Here is a 21292-nt window from a genome sequence, read left to right on the forward strand (position 1 = left end):
ATATTATTTTATTGATTATCCAGTGTATCTACCCATATATTCAGACATAGCTGTGGATATAGGTAAAAACTTTCTTCCAGTGTTCCTACAGATTTCATTTGCTCTGAGATCTGATCCATGATCGCAGGCTGTGAAGCCATAAGAATATCATGGATGATATAAGAGAAAAAATCTATTTCTTTTTTCAGGAATTTATCCATCAACAAATAAGATACGTTGGGAGAGGAAGAAAGCATGAATTCTTTAAAATCCTGATATTCCGGTGTCTCCATACAAGTATATGGATTACTTGCATAAGATAACTCATCACATTTCTCTATGAACCGGTCGAATTTCTCATTAAATATTTTTCTGTCGGATTTAGTGGTCGATTTCATACCCTGGTTGATCCTGAGACGCAAATCAGGTGTTATCTTATATACATCCGGCTCCTGGAAGCTCTCACTTTCGCAGGAGGTGAAGAATATTAAGGCGATCGAGGCAAGCAAAAGTGCCAATATCTGTAATTTAGTCATAAATGTCCGCTATTTTTTTATTTTATTTCTTAATCGAAAGACGCAATATTTCAATGAAATGCTGCATCTGATCCGATTAATTATTAATGGTCTTTATAATAAAACGGACGAGATCTTAAAATACTGCATAGCAGATGAAAAAAATTATAATTTAATACTGCCGATAACAGTTTGTTCGGTTTCGGCAAAAAGTTCGGCAAAGGGTTTGGCTTTCACAGGAATAGGATCGTGGATGATAAGTTCGATATGATTACCGAGTCCTAAAGGGAAAGATCCCCATTTGGTCATCTTCCATGCGTTGTTGATGGTGACCGGTACCACGTAGGCAGACGGTGCATACTTACAGAGAATTTTCAATCCGTTTTCGGCAAAAGGGCGCGGCCTTCCTGTTTTGCTTCGTGTCCCTTCCGGGAAAATTACTGCCGAGCGTTTGTTGGTTTCAATATATTCAGCCATGACGCGGATAGCTGTCAATGCTTGTTTCGGATCTTTCCGGTCGATAAGTACAGAACCGCCATGATTAAGGTTGTATGAAATACTGGGGATACCTTTACCCAGCTCGATTTTGCTGATAAACTTGGGATGTACTTTGCGCATAAACCAGCAGATGGAGGTAATATCGTACAAGCTCTGATGGTTCGAGGCAATTATCAGCGGGGTGTCGATTGGGAGCTTCTCCAATCCGCTCACTTTGTATCTTGTTCCCAGTACGTACGTATTGGCAACCAGGAAAAAACTCAAAACATCTACACTTTTTTTATGTGCTTTGTAACCGAACAGATTGAAGCATATCCACTGCACTACATGAAAGAATGCCAGTGTAGTCCCAAACAACAAATAGTAGATGGCTGAAAGCGGATACGAAATGATTTTCTCCATTTTATCCTTTAAATTGTGTATTTATAAATTCGACCTTATGTTTATTAATAAGGAAACAAAAGTATAAAAAATTATTCTACTACTGTAGTTACGGATAATTATTGTAATATTTCTGAGTCTGCCAGCGTTGTGCATTTTTTCTTTTGTGGCGTGCACTAGGCATGAATACCTGTTGTAACAGATTATCGAAAGAGATGCCGGATGGCTTTTGGGCTTCGGCACGGATATTCGATGAAACCTGGAAAGAACCTAGCATTCTAACTCTGGGTAATGGCTTATTCATCCCGTATAACCTGAATACAGAAGGAGGAAGGTCTTTCAATGCTACTTTACGGTTGGGATTATGGTCTTCGCTATCTTTGGGACGGACGAACTCGGTAAAATCTTTTTGGATGGATTGTGCGGGAGACTGTTCCGGCGCCATGATCATCTTGGAAGCCGGTTCTTCCGTATTGATCAGTGTGCCTGATTGGATCGCTTTCAATGCTTCGGGATTAAGTTCCAGTTTCTCTTTGCCTGAGAGAATCTTCTGAAGCCATACCGAATCCTTTTCTGTCCATTGGGCATATAGATAATCCGTATTGCTCAGGCAGATCAAAAATAATATAATTACTTGTTTACTCATCTAAAATATCAACTTCCCGTACATAATCTATATATTGAAATGTACGGGAAGTCGAAATACTGCACCGTGTTTAGGTTTATTTTGTTTCGATCACTTCTTTTACCTTTGCTTTCAGTCCGTCGCCACGCAGGTCGCGTGCTATGATCGTGCCATCGGGACCGAACAGGATGATATGAGGTATGCCGTTGATTCCGTATAGTTTAGTCGGCTTTTCACCTGCATTCAGTATCTGTGGCCAGGTTATTTTTAACTCTTCTATAGCTTTCTTCGTGTTTTCAGGGCTATCCCATACGGCAACGCCTAAAACTTCCAGTCCTTTATTTTTGTATTGGTTATACACTTCTGCCAAAACGGGTGTTTCTGCCCGACATGGACCGCACCAGCTTGCCCAGAAATCGACCAGCGTGTATTTCCCTTTGCCGACATAGTCGGATAAAGATACTTTGTTACCGTCTTCCGTCTCGATCGTGAAGTCAGTAAAAGGTTTGCCCTCAGCGGTCTTTTCCAATGCGTCGAAGCGTTGTAACCTTTCCTGCATGCTGGGGGTGTTACGAACCGGTTCGCTCAATAAGGATAGTTTTGCTTTTATCTGATCGGTCGAAAGGTAGCCATCCATATAGTTCAGTGCCATTCCTCCGATCGGGTTATTCAGGTTTCTGTCGAAGAATCCGTCGAGCATGGCCAGATAAGCCGGTTTCCATTCATTCTGGAAAAAGTCTTTCTGCAGTTTCATACGTTCTTCTTTATCTTCTGTTTGTTTCATGAATTCCTGCCGTTTGGAATCGATCAGGTCCGACATGCTGTCCTGTGCTGCGAAAAAACGTGCTATCTCATCGTTCAAAGGACTTCCTGACGGGGACACCGGCTTACTCAGATCGAGATTGATCGTTCCGTTCTCAAGAATGAAATTGACATAATATTCACGGCTGGCATCGATACGGCAGTAAGCGGCTGTATCCATCTTGCCGGTAAAAGTGAAAGTGGTTCCTGTAACAACCGTACTGTCTATGTTGAGATTGTTATTGTCACGGTTATAGATATAGATCATTTTCCCGTCCAGCGAATTATCGGGAATAGTACCGTTTATGGTATAAGTCGTGGCTGGCTTTTCCGAACAGGCCGTGAAAAGCAATAGTCCGGTTAACATTGTGAATAAAAAGTTTGTCTTCATATATGTTGATAATTATAATATATACATATTTCCGGTTAAATGAATATACGAAAGTATGAAAGTTTCTTTCATTTCCGGCATAATTCCTTCACTAGAATTAAAATATTAATTCTTTTTGGGAAGTGCCGGTGTCTGCGTAACTTACTCTGCTTTTACTGACTCTGCCGGATTTGCTTGTGCTGCTTCTTTTACCTGGCGGAAGATGGATAACAGGACAATCATACAGGTGATGAAAAATACGGCAATGAAAGGCCATATAGTCAGAGTGATATGATTGGCATAGGTTTCCAGCCAGCGTTTCATCAGGATATATCCTAATGGGAGGGCAAAGAAGTTGCTGATAATAACTAATATCAGATATCCCTTGAAGAACAGTTGCAGGATATGAGAGAAGGTGGCACCGTTTACTTTACGGATGGCGATCTCTTTTTTACGCTGCTGGGCTGATAAGCTGACCAGCGAATAGATTCCGAAGGTGGAAATCAGGATACAGACGACTGCGATGATACTGAATACGCTGAAGATCACTTTTTCGGGGCGATTGAATTTGTCTACCAGATCGGATAGTTTTATACACATATTCTGGCTGGTTACTCCATGAGTATTTAGTTTTTGTGTTACTTTTGAGATATGCTCCAATACTTCTTTTTTATGTTCCGGGATGTAGCGGATATAGAAATACTGAGCAGGAATATAGTCCGTTACATCTTTGTCCGTATGTAATCGGAAGAAGGTTCTCCCGACCGGATATTGCATAGGGGAATAAATATAATCTTCAATGATTCCGCATACCTTCCGGTTAGTAACGCCTTCTCTATTGTACATTGACCGTTGCAATAAATCGTTATAACCTAAATCTTTGAAACCTGTTTCATTGACAATGTAATCGTTCGGATTACTGTCATCGATCCAGCTCCCTTGTTTTAAAGTCAGTTCAAAGAATGAAAAGAACTCTTTGCTGACAAGCATTACGCGATCTTCCCTTTTGGGATCCGGATCGGCAGGGTCGAATGCAAAATGGGTAACGTAGGCACCGTACCAATCCCCTTGTTCTGTAAATATATTGGCATTCGTAGCGGTATAGCAAACATCGGTTATATACGGATGATTTTGCAATTCAGGCATTAATACTCTAATATCTTGTTCATAAGCATTTTCACCTCCCATATCGACCTGGATTACGTTTTCATAATTTAATCCCTTGCTCTTGGTCAATATAAAATTCAACTGTTGGAAAAGGATAAGTGAGGTAATGAAAAATAACGAGCCGATGAATATCTGACCGACAATTAATCCTCGCTTAAAGAATATAGGATTTGTTTTCATATTGCATAAGATATTCCGTATGGGAAGAAGGGTCAATAACCAGAAAACAAACATGCTTGCTATGAGTGATATGATAGCATTGAAGAATAAAGCAGACTTGTCGATGTGCCGCGATACACCTTCATAAATTCCGTAATGATTCCATGCCGTATAACTTTCATAATAAGGAAAGATAACCTCTATCAGGCAAAAAGCTAACAGGTAAGCAATAGCCATCGGGAGGAATAGCTCGGTCCAACCTTTTAATAGCATATCTTTAGGAGATGCACCGATACATAGATAAGTTTTGTTTTTCGTTTGTTTGCGTTGTTGTTGACCGATAAATAGAACTAACAGGTTCATTAATGCACTCAGGAAAGCCATGAAGCCTGCTAAAGCCAGAATATGGATATTGCGTATTCTGTTTTCCAGTTCCGGATGGCAATATAAATGAACTTCCGGAAGTGTTCGTAAGTTGATCTTCCATTGGTCGATATTTTCTGTTCCCCATGGGTCTTCCGCATGACTTTTGTATGTAGCGAGTTTTTCTTTGATCTTACTGACATTTGCGCCTTTCAATAAACGGACATATGTAGTGTTCCGCTTAACATGACGTAAGGGTTGTACTTCGTCGATCAGCAAAAACTGGAATAGCAGGTCTGAATTATCCGGATAGTTTTTGATGACTCCCGCAACGACCGGGCGGGTTTGCTCACTCAGTTCGAACACTTTACCGACACAGTCGGTTGTTCCGAAAAACTTCTGTGCCATACTCTCGGTGAGGATAACAGCCGTACCGTCCGGATAAGTTCCTTTATAGGTTCCGGCGATGAAATCGGCTCTGAAAAAGTCGAAGAAGGAGTGATCGCAGACCAGACCATATACCCTCAGAGTACTGTTGTTATTCTTTATGCTATAATGGAGATTGCTGAAAGTACATACTTTTTCGATCTCCGGCACTAACTTCTTTATCTCTGCCAGGTCGTTGACATGTAACTGGTCCAGGTCGGCATCGGCACCCGTTGCTTTTTTCACCAGTCCGGTAGTAGTCAGGCAATAAATCCGGTCTCCGTCCGGATGGAAGTTATCGAAATGGGTCTCCCACCACAGCCAGTATCCGCCCAGGACGAAGGCGGTGAAGCCTATTGCCAGTCCGATGATGCTGACAATCGATTGGGTTTTATATTTGACTAATTCCCGAAAAGTAACTTTAAAGTAGTGCCGTGTTTTGTTTTGCATGATTTTATTCGCTTTTTATGACTTCTGCCGGGTTCGTTTCAGACGCTTTGAGAGTCTGGTAAAGTACGGTAGATATGATCAGGATAATTGTTAATAACAGAATGGTGATGTACATCCATAAATGGATGCTGATCCGGTAAGGATATTGTTCCAGCCAGCCGTGCATGAACAACCATGCCAAAGGAAGAGCTACCAGCTTGGCAATGAGTGCGATCGACAGGTATTCCCGGACGAACATGCTAATAATAGCTCGTGAGGTAGCTCCCATTACTTTGCGGACGGCCACCTCTTTCCGTCGTTGGGCTATATTACCCGAGGATATGGAATAAAGTCCAAAGATGGATATGAGCGTGCAGAGTATTGCCAGTAAAGAGAATAGTTGCAGGCTTGCATCTTCCGACCGGCTTAATTCTTTCAGTACTTCGTTAACTGTTGTAATTTCCGGTTGCTGGTCGTGGGGGAATGCATGTTTTTTATAAGCATTCCGGATCGCTTTGATGGCATTTTCTTCATTCCCCGGATTTACTTTAGCATAGTAAAAGTAGCTCTTCCATTGGGAAGGATTTAATATAATGATAACGGGAAGAATCGGATTTCTCAGGCTGGTAGACTGGAAATCTTTTACTAAACCGACAATTTCTACGTCTTGCTGTTGATTGTTCCAAAAGCTGAGTTTTTTACCGATCGGATCTGTATATCCCATGATACGTGCTGCTTCTTCGTTAATAAGTGCTTTAGAACTCATAAGACGTCTTGTTCCTTTTACAAGATCAGTATCTTCCAGCTCCCGACCTTTTAATAAAGGTATTTGGAAAGTGGACAGAAAGTTTTTACTGACTTCCAGTATATGGAAATTAACTTTAGTATTCGGGCCTTTCCCTTCCCACTCTACTTCCGTTAATGAAAAAGGCTCATGCATGATAGAGAAAAACGATGCTATCACCAGTTCTTTAACAATAGGAAGGGAGACAATTTCATGTGCAGTACCATCCCTGTCATCATTCAGCATGGTAATCTGTATCAAGCCTTCTTTTTCGAACCCGAGATTCTTGTTTTTCATCAAAGAGGTTTGTTTGAGCAGGATGAAAGCGCACATCAGAAAAAATACGCAGATACCCAGTTGGGTTGTCATTGCTATTTTGCGGAACCAACTTTTCCGATGAGGCGCAACCCCTCCGGATACTAACAGTTGGGAGGTTCGGATAAACCGCAGAGACAGCGGGAGGGAGATCAAAATAGTTATTATCCAACTGAACAGTGAGATTTTTATCATATCCGCATATAAATCCTTATTTCCGATTGCTGTATGAAAAACATGTCTGAACAAAGGTGATGTGACCTCCATTAAACTCCATGCCAGTAAAGTCGCAATGAATATCATCAATGAATATTCCAATAATAAGAGGCAGATCAAATCTTTTTTTCCTGCTCCGATTGCACTGCGCAGCTTCATTTCCCGAATTCGTATATAAGTCCGGTTGATCTGTAGATTGATAAAGTTGAAAAATACACAGAGTAGCAATAGAAATCCGGTTATTGCAAAAGTCCGTATATAAGTAAGGTTAAAAGATAGTTCGGTACCGAACGTATGCCGTACGTCTGTGATAGGAATCAACTTCAAAAAGATAGTTTCATTGTATTTATGGGTAGAGGTGTAGTCTGTTATCTTTTTTTCGAATGCGTCGATATGCGTGTTTTTATCTAGTAACAGATATATTTTAGTATTTAGATACATCCATTGATTTGCTTCCGGTATTTCTTGTTCTGCCTTTCGTGCATGCCGGTCCAGTTCGAAAGCTTCTCCGGCAAACATGGAGTTGTCGGGTGTATCTTCCAGTACAGAAACAATTCTGAGACTTTTCTCATAACCGCTACTTAATACTTTATTGAATGCTTCTTCCGGAGTACCAAACAGCTTAACTGCAAAAGAACGGGTTATCGCAATATCGTTTAATGATTGCAGGATATTATCTTGCCTTCCGCAAATTACTTTTTGCGGGAAGAAAGAGAAGAAATTTTCGTCGATAAAGACTTCGTCGGGATTAGGCACACGCTTTTCATTGTAGGAAAAATCAGATGCGTACTTCCCGTATATTTGAGTAGTCTCTATTACTTCCGGGAAATCCTGTTTTAACCTTCTTGCCAGTATAAGAGGTAACTGCTCTGTTTTCTTTCCGGTCTGTTTGTCTACCCCATAGAGCATGTATATCTGTTTGGATCGGGGATAAAAACCGTCGTATGAAGTTTCATATTTCAGCCAGTTGATCCCATATGCAAAACATACCAATCCGATTGCCAATCCGGTAATACTGATGACGGTCTGCAATTTGTATTTGAAAAAATTACGTATGGCTATAATGATATAGTGTTTCAACATGGCTGATGACTGTTTTTAGTAGTTTATTTTGTTATTCGCTTTTTATGACTTCTGCCGGATTTGTTTCTGATGCTTTTAATGTCTGATAGAGAACGGTACAGATAATCAAAGCACTTGTTACTAATAATACGATACCATACATCCAGAAACCGATATTGATGCGATAAGGATATTGCTCCAGCCATCCGTGCATAAACAGCCAGGCTAGTGGGAGGGCAATGACGTTGGCAATGACTACGATTGTCAGATACTCTTTGAAGAACATGCTGATAATTGTTTTTGACGAGGCACCCATCACTTTGCGCACGGCTACTTCTTTTCTGCGTTGTGCAATATTACTGGATGAAACGGAATAGATTCCGAAGATAGAGATCAAAGTACAGAGTATCGCCAATAAAGAGAATAGCTGTAGGCTGGCATCTTCCGACTGATTCAACTGGTTGAAAACATCTGTCATTGTCTGTATTTGGGGAACTGTATCTCCTTCTTTTTTGTATTTTTCGAAAACTGTCCGTATGGCTTTAATGGCAGCTTGTTCATTTTGGGGTTTTACACGGGCGTAATAGTAGTAACTATTCCATTTACTTCCGTCGAGTGTGATAATCATCGGGAGTACCGGGTTACGCAGACTGGCCGCCTGGAAGTTTTTGACGACGCCTACTATTTCCATCTCTTTTTGTCCCCTTTTTCCGTCGTGGTAAATGACGCCGTTCCAGATACTGATCTTTTTTCCGATCGGGTTGTCCATTCCCATGATCCGGGCTGCTTCTTCATTGATGACGGCAGTGTTGCCCGGCGTGGTCCAGTCTTCCGGATCCGAATTACCTTCGTCTATAAAATTACCTTTTAATAAGGTGATTTTGAATGCATCCAAAAATTTGCTTCCTACTTTGATTACCTGGAAATTCGGATTGAAATCGTCCGGCTTTCCTTCCCAATGCACTTCATTCTGTGTATAAGGTTCGTGGGTGATAGAAAAGATGCTGCATTCAACAAATTCATCGATTATCGAAAGAGTAGCCAGTTCGTGGGTGATTCCGGAACGGTCACGATAATTCATTGTGATATGAATCAGCCCCTCTTTCTGGAATCCCAGATCCTTATGCTTCATTAATGAGATTTGCCGAAGCATGATGAAGGTACTCATCAGGAAGAATACACAGATTCCGAGCTGAATGGTCATGCTGACTTTTCGGAACGAACCTTTCCGGTTGGCAGAAATACCTCCGGACAACATAAGTGAAGATGTTCGTATGAAACGCAGTAATAGTGGAAATGAGACAAAGAGTAATACCCCCCAGCTGACTAAAGTTGTAACAATAAGGCTTATATAGAAATCATGGTTGGCAATCTTCGTATCGAAGGTTTTACAGAACAGTGAAGAACTGAGTTCCAGCAGACAAAAGGCCAGAACAAAGGCTATACCTGTCTGTAATGTGAGTTCGGTCAATAGTTGTATAATCAGTTCCCGTTTACCGGCACCTATCGAATTTCGGAGTCTTATTTCTTTCATACGCTGATAGATACGGTTCAGGAGAAGATTGACGAAATTGAAGAATACGCACAACAACAACAGGATGGTCGTTATGGCAAAAGTGCGGATGTAGGACAGGTTAAACGATAACTCGCTTCCGAACGTGTGTCGCATATCTGTTAACGGAATCATCTTTATCGCAAGTGTATTCAGATAGTTGTTTTTCTCCAGATAAGTTTGTAGCTTCTTTCTGAATACATCCGCACTGGCTTGATCTTCCAACAGCAGATAAATTTCATTTTCAAATAGACTCCATTGTCTGTCTTCCGATATTCTGTCTGTCATTTCAGTGGTAAACTTATCCAATTCGAAGACATTCTGTTTAAATGCGGAATTAGCAGGTGCATCTTCTACTACCGCCACGATGGTAAGTGTTTCCCGGTATCCGTTTTTCATCACTTTTCCGATCGCATCTTCCGGACTTTTGAAATATTTGAGGGCGAAAGAGCGGGTTATGACTATTTCATCCAGCGAATGCAACAGATTCGTTTGCCGACCGCTAAGAACTTTCCTGGGGAAAAGGGTAAAGAAATTGTTGTCGATAAATATTTCTTTCGGATCTTCCAATGTCTGGTCGTTATATTTGAAGGTGGAACCGAAATTCCCGTATACCAGTGCAGTCTCTTTTATCTCCGGAAAATCTTGTTTGAGTTTACGGGCCAGAACGAGTGGCAATTTTCTCTCTTTTTTCCCGGTTTGTTTGTTGATGCCGTAGAGCGTGTACATTTGTTTGGACTTCGGATAAAAACCGTCGTAGGAAGTTTCGTATTCCAACCATTTCATTCCGTAGGTGAAACAGACGAGTCCAACTGCCAGTCCGATAACGCTGATAAGGGTCTGTAATTTGTATTTGACAAAATTACGTGAAGCGATAGTGATATAATGTCGTATCATGGTTTAGAATTAAATTTTGTTCTTTAAATTATATTTGATAACATCCCGACCTCCTTCTCCGTTGGGAGATAAAGCTAACAAGTATTCGCCGGACTTCTCTGTGGCAATCTTTCGCAAATTACGGTCTGCCTGCAAGACCGCTTTTTGTTTCCCTTCCCAGTCGAATACATAGATGACCGAATTGCCGGTAAAGTTTGTCGATCCGTCGAACAGACAGAATACATATTTGTCTGAACTACAGATATCGATAAAGCATTTTTTACTCTGTTCGGCATCCAGATATTTATTGGTTATGTCAGGAACCGGTATTGTATAATAATCGGCAAAAGAGACCGAAGCTGTCATATCACAATTCAGATCATAGAAATTGATACCGTCGATAAAACGTAAGGCTGCGACGATTACTCCTTTTTCTTCGTTGATAACCAGGTCGCTGGCGTATGCTTTTCTCAGGACATCGTCAGGCATCGGAACCGTGATCCGGGGATAACCCGGAACAGCATATTGCCCTGTTATTTTATTGGAAGAGAAGAAAACCTGCGGTTTACCCGGATTGAATGAAACGGCATATAGTTCTTTGGACGTGATGCAACAGTTTGTACAGATATTCCCGGAAATGAAGTTTGTCATAGATATAAGCTCTGCAGAGACAGTAGGAGAAGTCTGTGTCTGGTCCAGATCTATGCGTTTCAATTGATGTGAATCATTGTCCCAGATGGAGATCCTGTTCTTGTTGTTGGCATAGTCATATTTGGTAAAAGACGGATAAGCAATAGAGAACGTATCTTTCTCTCTCGGTTCGATCTGATAAAGTGAGAAATCATTTTTATTTCTCACTTGCAGGAGTGTGTCGCTGTAATAGTCCAGAAATGCATAGTAATCGTTGGTAATCGCTATATCGTAGTAGTTATGTATCCCATTTCCGGCAAAAACAACCTCGCCGGACAGTTCGCCAGTGATCTCCGTACCGGCTTTATATGTTTTTATGCCTCCTTGGCTTTTCTGTTTGTTACAGGATACCAATAGGGAAAGACAGGCGAGTAAATATAAGAACTGTTTCATATCTGTATTATTTTATTGTTATTCGGAACGGATAATGTCTGCCGGATTTGTGCGGGATGCTTTCTGTATTTGCCAGATCAGAGTGAGGAATGAAATACCTCCGGTCAAAAGGATCGCAATGGCAAAAATCCACCAGGCGATATTGGCTTTGTAGGCAAAATCGACCATGTACAAAGTGATGGCCAGCCAGGATAAAGGCAAACCGACCAGACAGGCTATTCCATATAATTGACTGTATTTGATAAATAACATTTGCCATATAGCTTTAGTCGTCGCTCCGTTTATTTTCCGAATCGATATCTCATGAAACCGTTGTTGTATATCGAACAGGGATAGACTGAACAAGCCCATAGCAGAAATCAATATGGCTATAATCGCGAAAAGAGAGGCGACACTGACCAATTGCTTATCCTCCTTGTAAATTGACAACACTTCATCTTTCAAAAATGTATAAGGGAGTTCATTACCACATGACTCGTTGTATATTTTTCGAAGAAAGTCGATTGCTTCCTGTTTTTTATCAGGAACGATACTGACTAATAGACCGGATGAAAAACCTTCTTTATAATAAAAGAAAATCATCGGTTCATAGCCTTTGGACAAATGTTGTGTACAAATGTCTTTAATAACTCCGATAACCTGATACCTGGGAGCCGGTTGCTCTTTCGTTTGCGGACTGTAAACAAGCAGGCGGTCCAGAATGACTGGTGTTTCATCGATATCTGTAATACCCAGTTCTCTTTTTGCCGATTCATTGATAACAATCGAAAGATCCATATTATTATCGATGGAGTCATTCCATAGCCGTCCTTCAATTGCTTCTATCCCCAGAATACGGAAGGAATTTTGATTGCTTACCTGGGTTCCTATACTTGTCCATTCTTTTCCCGGAATATGTGCCCAGCAATTTTGTCCTAAACGACTGAGTGGCCCGGGAGAATAACTATGCAGCTTGATGAGCGATGGGGTATTTTTCAGGTTTCTGTCCAGTTGCCGAACGATCAGATTGTATTTATTCCACATGCTCATATCGCTTCCCCGTGGTCCTTCTATGGGTGAAATTTTGATAATGTTATCTGTTTCATATCCAAGATCGGTATTCAGCATAAAGTTTAACTGACGGATAGAATAGATAGATACGATGGTTAAAGCCAGTGTGATAATATATTGTAAACAAAGGAATACTTTTCTGGATATAGTAGATTCTCCGCCTCTCCCGATCTTTTTCAAAGAAGTGACCGGCGAAGAATAATTATATTGGAAGAAGGGATATAGGGCTGTGATAAAAGGCAACAGGAACAGAATCCCGACAGAAAGGCTGGCGTCAAATAAGAAATGCGAAGGAATCCGGATCATTAGAAAAGTATTGACCAGCAACGTCCCTGTCTCTATGAATGCCCATGCCAGAAATAAAGCAACGAGAGTCATACATAAGTTTTCAGCATACAATTGAACGGCTACTTGCCGGGTATTTGCTCCGAATACTTTTTTCATACCGAATTCACGTGCCCGTTTCTGGATCAACACCGTGTAGACATTGATAAAATTGAATAATCCTACCAGCATGATCAATACGGCAATAGCTATCAGGATAAGTACGTGTGTATAATTCCCTACCAACCGTTTATCCAGGTATGTGACTACCTGTTGATCGAAATATAGCTTCTGTAAAGGGTAAAAGCAGATGCGCAGGCGGTTGGTGAAATTGGACATTTTACGGAATGCTTCGTATTCCTTGTTGACGGAGGCTGCAGAATGCCCCTTATGTAATTTGACAAGGGAATGGGGCATTGAATATTTTCTGTAGTTGGCCGATTCATTCGATATCAGCAGGTCGAAAGGCATGGAAAATCGGGTGTCCGGTTTACCCATAACGGCAACGACGGTTACCATCTCTCCCATTGAGGTGGTGATTTGTTGACCGATCGGATCTTCTTTCCCGAAAATTAATCGGGATAGGTCTTCCGAGATTATTGCGTCTTGCGGATTCTCTAATAATTTATTCCGGGACGTTTTTAGTATGGGAATCGGTACTATTTTCAGATAATTCGTGTCTGCGGCTAAAGAGGCAACATTGTACAGTTTATTATCGACTGTAATCTGATCTTCGTCACTTTGGAATAGTGTAGATACAATTTCCACAGCCGGATCTTCCAATGGGTTTGGGGTATATCCATATTCAGGTAACAGACCGTAGAGTCTTTTCTGGTGAGATACTTCATCTTCCATCACTGTATAGCAAACCCTGTCTATTTCGGGAATAAAATGATCGGTCGTCATTTCTCCGTAGACATACCGGAATATCAATATACAACAGGCCAGGCTGAGTGCCAGTCCCAGTATATTGATTGCCGTATAAAGCCGGAATCGGAGGAGGGTTCGTATTGCTAACAGGATGATTTTCATTTTTATTTATTCTGATTTAACAACTTCTGCCGGATTTTGATTGGCTGCTTTCCAGATTCGCAAACCGGTACATGTGATAATGAGTAAGGCTAGTGCCAGCCATATGGTCGGATAAATCCAGAAATCGATACTTGTCTGGAGTACATAGCCTTCTATCCAGGGTTTCATGATGAGGTAACCGACAGGGAATGCAATGACGGATGCGATCACTAACAAGAACATATATTTCAATAGGAACGTTTTCACGATATGACTGGTTTCCGCGCCGTTCACTTTGCGTATGGCTATTTCTTTCCTGCGTTTTTCACAGTCGAGGGTGACGAGTGAGAAAACACCGAACAGAGAGATCAATACACAAACCAGGGTGACGAAATCCAACATCATCAGCAATGCGTTTTCCGATTTGAGGAACTTCTCATATTCTTCTTCCATAGATATTATGTTATAATGGATTATGTTAGGATTCATCTGTTTGATCAGTTGCTCGATCCGTTTCTTACAAGAGTTCCAGTCGCAATTCTGATATTGGAAGATGATATCGGAGGATACGCTTGATCCGTCTTCCAGGGTAAACATCATCGGTTTGGCCGGAATGGTAGGCGGAGCAATATAGAAGTCTTTGACGATGCCTGTGATTACTTTTTTCTGAAAACCCTTACCGATAGGATCATTCATATTCATCTGTAAGGCTGCTGTCTCATTTATTATCATACTTTTATCATCTGAAGGGAATGTCCCTTTCAGCAACTGCAGACCGTAAAACTTAAAGTAGTCTTCGTTGCAGTCTATAATTTCTAAAGTGACAGTAGAGGTCGAATCTGTTTTTCCTTCCCATTCATTGATTGTTTGGTAAGCGCGGGCATTACGCGGAAGTAGTCCGGGTAAGTTCGCCGGAACGATCGTTGCAATATAGGGATTTTTAGCCAGTTCGTCCTTAAGACCGTCAATTGGCGGATAAACCTGGATTGTTCCGCGATTTGCACGTTCGATTCCCAGATCCGTATGATTCAAATAATGTATCTGTTTCATCAGAATAGTGGAGCAGAAGATAAAACCGATACTGATAATCAGTTGCAGTACCATACTGACTTTCTGAAAAGAGTTTTGCCCTTTTCCGTTTGATGAACCTTTTAGGGCTGCATTCAGACTTTTCTTTCGGGAGTAGTAGATCGGATATAATGACAAAATGAATGAAAAGGCTGCTACAATGCCGGAATAACTGAGTGCTTCCAGGTAAATACTTGTCTTATCCGATTTAATATCCGACAACTCTTTAAAAGTCGGGATTACCAGTTCCAGTAGGATCAGTCCGAAAAATATTGCAAAAACCAGGGTGATCAAATACTCGGTAGAAAATAACATCAGTAATTCACGATTGGACGAACCGTTTACTTTGCGTAGAGCTATTTCTCTGTCACGCATGCGAATACGGGTGATAAACAGGGTTAGATAGTTGAATAGCGAACAGAGAATGACTAATCCGCCAGCCAGGGCGAAAAGCCGGATATGTTCATATTTAACTGTTACTCCCTGATTTGGACGGTCATACCGCATGGCTGTAATAGGGGTCGCTACACTATTTTTTACTACGATCGAGTTCTCCGTTTCATAGGTATGTTCATATAACTTTTGGATAAATTTCTGTGCATCGACCCCTTTTTTCAGTTTTATAAAAGTCTGGCACATACTGGCATACCATTGCGTCCGGTTATCTCCCGGCGAAAAATTGCCGACAATTTCGTATGGAATGTTAGAATGACGGCTCCAGGATTGGATAATAGCACATATCTTTTTTTTCTCTCCATATAGTTCCAGTTCCTGACCAAGTGGATTTTCCGTCCCGAAAAGCTGTTGTGCGAGTCTTTCGGTAATGGCTATTTCATTGCTGTTTTCTGTAAGGAAGTTATGATTCCCGTTTGTTATTTTTAGTTTGAACATATGCATGGCTGCCGAGTCAATGTCCATTTTAAAAGACCGATATTCCGTACCTTTATATCTGACAGTCGTTCCCCATGCTTGCATATTGCAGGCATCTTCTATTTCGGGAAAAGTCGCTTTCAGATAACCGGCCAGCGGATAAGGAGTAATTTCGGATAGGCCGTTATTGGTGGTCTTTGATTCAGGTCTTACCAGATAGATCCTGTCGGCACCGTCATGGAAGGTATCGTAAGTCTGCTCGTAACGTATCCACAAGGTAGACAGGGCAAAACAGGTAAAACCGATAGCCAGCCCGATGATGCTGATAACGGATTGCGATTTGTATTTTATCAGGTTGCGTATCGCCAGTTTGATATAATGTCGTAGCATATTCATAATATTTCTGTTTATTCGGATTTAATAACTTCTGCCGGGTTGATCCGGGCTATTCTCCAAAGCTGCCATATTATCGTGAAGGCAACGATTACTGCCATAAGCAGGAATATCAGGATAAAAGGTAGAATACCGATGGAGATTCTCTCAGCATAACTTTCCAACCACGATTTTAGTAACAATATCAATATGGGAAAAGCAATGCATGCAGAAACAAACAATTGCAACAGGTTGCTTTTGCAAAACATATGAACAATTGTAGCAGGTGTCGCTCCATTGATCTTACGGATGGCTACTTCCTTTTTCCTTCTGTCGGTAGATAAAGTAACCGATGCGTATATTCCCAGTAGGCTGATGATAATAGATATTATGGAAAATATGGTTGTCAGTTTGAATATATTCTGTTCTCTACTCACATAAAAACCGGAATCATCTTTCATGGAGAAAATATAAGTAGGAGTGGCTTGATTGACATATTTGGATAGTTCGGCTTTCATGATCTCCGGAAATTCCTTCCTATATTCAGGCTTGATTTTTACTAAGCAGCTCATGTTAAGACTGTTCTCAGGGAATGGCATATAAATACAGGGAAGAACCGGGCGGGTATTCATTTCATACCGATTATTTATAAAATCTGAAACGATTCCGACCACCTGAAAGTTACTCATTTCCGTACCCCAATATCTCACATTTATTTGCATGCCGATAGGATTTCGATTGAATAACCGTGCAAAAGATTCGTTGACAACTGCTTTGTCTGTTTCTTCTGAGCTATATAGACGTCCGTCCCGTAATTTTTGGTTGACAAGTTCAAAGAAAGATGGATCGGTATAGATATGGCCCATGGTACTTTTCGCTTCCTCATCACTGATCCCTTCCCACGAAAACCTTCCTTCTCTCAACTGCCAGGCTCCGGAAAATCCCATTCCGTTACGACAAACGATTTCGACTTTTGGGTCTTGCCGTAATTTTTGTAGTATTTCCGGACGGTGGGGAGTTAGCTTATCTCCGTTGAGGGATACGTCGAATGTTGAGGTTTTGTCGGTTTCACTCAGTCCGTTCGTCAGCCGGTATTCAATCAGATCGCTTTGTTGTTTGACAAACCAGGTCGTTCCCAGGAACAGGAAGCAGATAACGAGTTGTATGGATATGAATATATTCCGTAAAACACTATGGCGGCGTATGATCTGATTACTGAACAGACTTTGTATAAGGGATATCTTACCCAGATTATGAATAACGATCAGACACAGAAGCGCAATACCACCTAAACCGATAATGCTGTATTGGGTAAGAAGTTGTACTACGTAACTATTGTCTATTGAAAAATCAGGATTAAGACTGTTAATATGTGGAATGACCAGTTCTGCAATAGCGAAGCTACAAGTACAGGCTATCAGAAAGGCGATGGAAGCTTCAATGAATAGCAGATAGAATATGGAACACTTTGTCGCTCCGTTCACTTGGCGGATGCCGCATTCCTTGATCCTGTTCATCATCCGTCCGATGATGAACAGTACATAATTAAAGAGAGCTGTCAGTAGTACCAGCAGTCCGATAATAAAGAAAATAGTTCCTGAGTCAGAAAAGAAATTTCTATTGTAGAGCGTATTACGCTTCGTCAGCGGTTTTAACTGAACAATAGATTCTGCAATTTCATTTTTATTTTTAGGATATTTCAACGTGCTTTTTTTAAGCTTTTCGTTTAGCTTGTCGATATTTATACCCGGTTTGATTTTTACGAATGAATTGAACCCGTCGTAATAGGTATAACTATCGGGAGAACAGATTGCTTCATTTGTTGTATTCAGTTCGATACCGCTGTATCTTTCCAGATCACTTTGCTTTGGAAAGTTTTCGATCACTCCCCGGATGGTAAATACTTTTTGGGTATCGTCAAAATCATTAATATCGGTGAAGGTTTTACCAATAACATCCGTTGTTCCGAATAATCTATTGGCGGTCTTCTCTGTAACTAGGATAGCATCGGGTGTCTGATCTATTTCATTGGGGTTTCCATTGATTAGCCGTATATTGAAAAAGTCCAGAAAATGATGGTCGGCAAAGACAAACAACTCTTTGAAATAATTGGCTGTACCATCCGTCTTTCTGATTTCGCATAACTTCTCCGTGTAGGGTTGTAATTGGCTGTAAGCGGTAGCCGATTCTATTTCAGGATACTCCTTTGCGAGCATAGCGGAGGCAAAAGGTGAATAACTTGTCTGGGTACCTTTCTCTGTTTCTGTAAAAACGATGCATATTCTTTCTACCTCTTTGATGCTGTGATTCCAGTTTAAGTCAACTCTTAACGTATAGGAACAGATGGCGAAACAGCAGACACCAACCGCTAACCCGATGATACTGATTAGCGATTGCGTCTTATATTTCAGTAGGTTACGTATGCCCAGTTTGATATGGTGTTGTATCATATTCATATATGTAGGTTGTATTATTCAAATTTAATAACTTCTGCCGGATTTTTACTTGCAGCCTTCCATATTCGCCAATATATGCAAGTGACTGTGATCATGACAAGAGATATAAATAATATCAGGTAGATCCAGAAGGGGATTGTTGTTTGTATAACGTAGTTTTCCAACCATGCTTTCATGATCAGGTAACTGACAGGTAACGCGATGGCTGCTGCTACACAAAGTAATAATAAGTATTCTTTGAAGAACATGCGGACGATTATTCCGACTGACGCTCCGTTCACTTTACGGATAGCAATCTCTTTCCGGCGTTGTTCGCAGTTAAGAGTGACCAGCGAGAAAATGCCGAAAACGGAGATAAGGATACAGACAATGGATACAAAGTCGAGTAACTTGATCAGGGCATTTTCCGATTGCAGGAACTTATTGAACTCTTCTTCTGTATTATTTAATCTGTAGAAAGTGAATTCCGGGTGTTTCTCTTTGATCAACGCCTCGATCCGCCGTTTGCATTCTTGCCATTGCCCTTTACGGAAAATGAAAAGGAGATTGCCGCCGGAGTTAATAGACCAGAATAGTTCTTGTACTGTAAATACCACCGGTTTCACGGGGATAGTAGGCGAATCTTTACAGAAATCGCGTATTACACCGATGATCTGTGCCCGGGTAGAGTCACTTTTGAGGAAAGATTTTCCGATCGGATCTGCCCAGCCAAACAGACGGGCGGCCGTTTCGTTGATCATCACTTTCTCTTTCCGGTCGTCATCCCTTAACATAGTGCCTTTCAGTAGCTTCAGATTATAATAATTACATATTCCTTCACCGCTGGCAATCGTCTCCAAAAGTACTTCATCGGCAGATGCAGGCTTATCATCCCATTCTTTCACCGGCATATAGCTTGCTCCGTTTTGGGGAATGAAAGAGTTGTGATTACCTGAAAGAACTTCGGTTATCATGGGGATTTGCTTAAGTTCTTCCCGCAGGCTGGCTTCGGACGATTTGGCACTGAATGTGATGGAGGCTCTTCCTACCCGTTCCACTATACGGTCGGTATGTGATAAGTAATGTATCTGTTTGATCATCACAAGCGTGCAGAAGATGAATCCGATACTGATAATAAACTGTAAGACCAGGAAGAATTTCTGGAAATAATTCTTCCCTTTCCCTTTTTCCGTTCCTTTTATTGCTGCATTCAGCGATTGGTGGCGGAAATAATGGATAGGAAACAGAGAAATAAGGAACGACAGTAATGCTACGAAAAGGGAATAGCCGATAGCTTCCAGGTAGATTCCGTTTGTCGTTGTTTTTATTTCGGATAATTCCCGGAAAGTGGGTAGTATCAGTTCTATCAGTAACATCCCGATAAATATAGCAGTCAATAGCGTTAATACATATTCTATAGAAAATAACTCCATCAGATGTTTATCGGAAGAACCGCATACTTTGCGTAAGGCTATTTCCTTTCCGCGCATCCGTATCCGGCTGACGAACAGAGTCAGGTAATTGAACAGCGAACAAAGGATGACCAGACCGCCCGACAAGGCAAACAACAGGATGTGATTGAATTTGATGGTCGCTTCCCGGATGGGATGGTCGTATCGCATCTGTATAATCGGGGTCAGTACGAAATGTTCCAGTTTGGCGTTATCTTTTTCAATAGTATGCTCATATATCTTTTTACGGAAAGTCTTGATGTCCGCCTCTTTCCTTAGCTTGATAAAAGTCGTCCATCCGCAGGCGTACCAGACCGGGATCGTATAATTGGCTCTTACTATTTCAAAAGGCATGTTTGTATGAGGCTCCCAGGCTTTGACCACTGCACAAATGGGACTTTCCTGGCCGTATATGCTTAGTTCTTTCCCTATCGGGTTCTCTTTTCCGAATAGTTTTCCGGCGAGTTCTTCTGTGATGGCTATTTCTTTACTGCCGTTGACAAGGAAATTGGTATTTCCACTAACCAACCGGATCGGGAATATTTTCATGGAGGCGGAATCCATCTGGATCTCATAAGATTGGTAAGTGATCCCTTTGTATTTGAATTCCATTTTACTGTCCGACACGTTACAGGCTTGTTCTATTTCGGGAAATGTTTCCTGCAGATAGGCTGCCAGTGGGGAAGGGGTGACTGTGGCCAAACCCTCGTTACTGTTTTTGTCTTCGTTACGGACCAGGAAAATGCGTTCCGCTTCCTCGTGAAAGTTCTCGTAGGTCATTTCGTGCCTGATCCACAGGGTTGCCAGTGCAAAACAGGTAAAACCCATCGCCAGGCCGATAATGCTGACGATCGATTGGGTTTTATATTTTAAAAGATTGCGTATTGCAATCAGTAAGTAGTGTTTTAACATGGGCGCACTGTTATAATTGCATTTGAAAACACAAAAGACGTGCCAAAGGGATAAGTGGTTAGTAATACGTGTGTTATGCTTTGTTTGGATCTGACGGTGGTGTGTGTATCCGCACGAATTGCGTTCGTTTACGCACGGTAGGGGAATTTTGCTATAAAAAAAGTGAAGCTACTTGGTTATATTTTATAGTTTTGTGGT

At 41.2% G+C, this 21292-nt stretch carries 12 protein-coding genes; all 12 read right to left on the reverse strand.

Annotated elements, in window-relative coordinates:
* Nucleotides 1-8: 8 nt before the first annotated feature.
* On the reverse strand, nt 9-515 hold the full coding sequence (locus tag IEY67_RS10530) for a hypothetical protein (RefSeq protein ID WP_122355480.1): 507 nt from the start codon (nt 513-515) through the stop codon (nt 9-11).
* 144 nt (nt 516-659) lie between these two features.
* Nucleotides 660-1394: a lysophospholipid acyltransferase family protein gene (locus tag IEY67_RS10535; protein WP_183668463.1), complete on the reverse strand. Its 735-nt coding sequence runs from the start codon at nt 1392-1394 to the stop codon at nt 660-662.
* An 88-nt stretch (nt 1395-1482) separates the two neighbouring features.
* A complete protein-coding gene (locus IEY67_RS10540) occupies nt 1483-2019 on the reverse strand; it encodes a DUF4858 domain-containing protein (protein ID WP_122373738.1) in 537 nt (178 codons plus the stop codon).
* A 76-nt stretch (nt 2020-2095) separates the two neighbouring features.
* Entirely contained in the window at nt 2096-3190 is a 1095-nt protein-coding gene (locus IEY67_RS10545; RefSeq protein ID WP_122373737.1) for a TlpA disulfide reductase family protein, read from the reverse strand.
* 141 nt (nt 3191-3331) lie between these two features.
* Nucleotides 3332-5734, reverse strand: coding sequence for an ABC transporter permease (locus IEY67_RS10550; protein ID WP_183668465.1), 2403 nt, complete (start codon nt 5732-5734; stop codon nt 3332-3334).
* A 4-nt stretch (nt 5735-5738) separates the two neighbouring features.
* A complete protein-coding gene (locus IEY67_RS10555) occupies nt 5739-8111 on the reverse strand; it encodes an ABC transporter permease (RefSeq protein WP_183668467.1) in 2373 nt (790 codons plus the stop codon).
* Between the two features lie 31 nt (nt 8112-8142).
* On the reverse strand, nt 8143-10539 hold the full coding sequence (locus IEY67_RS10560) for an ABC transporter permease (protein WP_183668469.1): 2397 nt from the start codon (nt 10537-10539) through the stop codon (nt 8143-8145).
* 9 nt (nt 10540-10548) lie between these two features.
* Nucleotides 10549-11601 carry a TolB-like 6-bladed beta-propeller domain-containing protein gene (locus IEY67_RS10565; protein ID WP_183668471.1) on the reverse strand — a complete coding sequence of 351 codons (1053 nt, stop codon included), beginning with the start codon at nt 11599-11601 and terminating at the stop codon, nt 10549-10551.
* Nucleotides 11602-11619: 18 nt separating this feature from the next.
* Nucleotides 11620-14007, reverse strand: coding sequence for an ABC transporter permease (locus tag IEY67_RS10570; protein WP_183668473.1), 2388 nt, complete (start codon nt 14005-14007; stop codon nt 11620-11622).
* A 6-nt stretch (nt 14008-14013) separates the two neighbouring features.
* On the reverse strand, nt 14014-16320 hold the full coding sequence (locus IEY67_RS10575; RefSeq protein WP_183668475.1) for an ABC transporter permease: 2307 nt from the start codon (nt 16318-16320) through the stop codon (nt 14014-14016).
* Nucleotides 16321-16331: 11 nt separating this feature from the next.
* Nucleotides 16332-18752 (reverse strand): ABC transporter permease, encoded by a 2421-nt coding sequence (locus IEY67_RS10580; protein WP_183668477.1) that lies wholly within the window; start codon nt 18750-18752, stop codon nt 16332-16334.
* 14 nt (nt 18753-18766) lie between these two features.
* Entirely contained in the window at nt 18767-21094 is a 2328-nt protein-coding gene (locus IEY67_RS10585; RefSeq protein ID WP_183668479.1) for an ABC transporter permease, read from the reverse strand.
* Between the last annotated feature and the right edge of the window lie 198 nt (nt 21095-21292).

It is taken from the genome of Parabacteroides faecis, from assembly GCF_014647375.1.
GTDB lineage: Bacteria > Bacteroidota > Bacteroidia > Bacteroidales > Tannerellaceae > Parabacteroides > Parabacteroides faecis.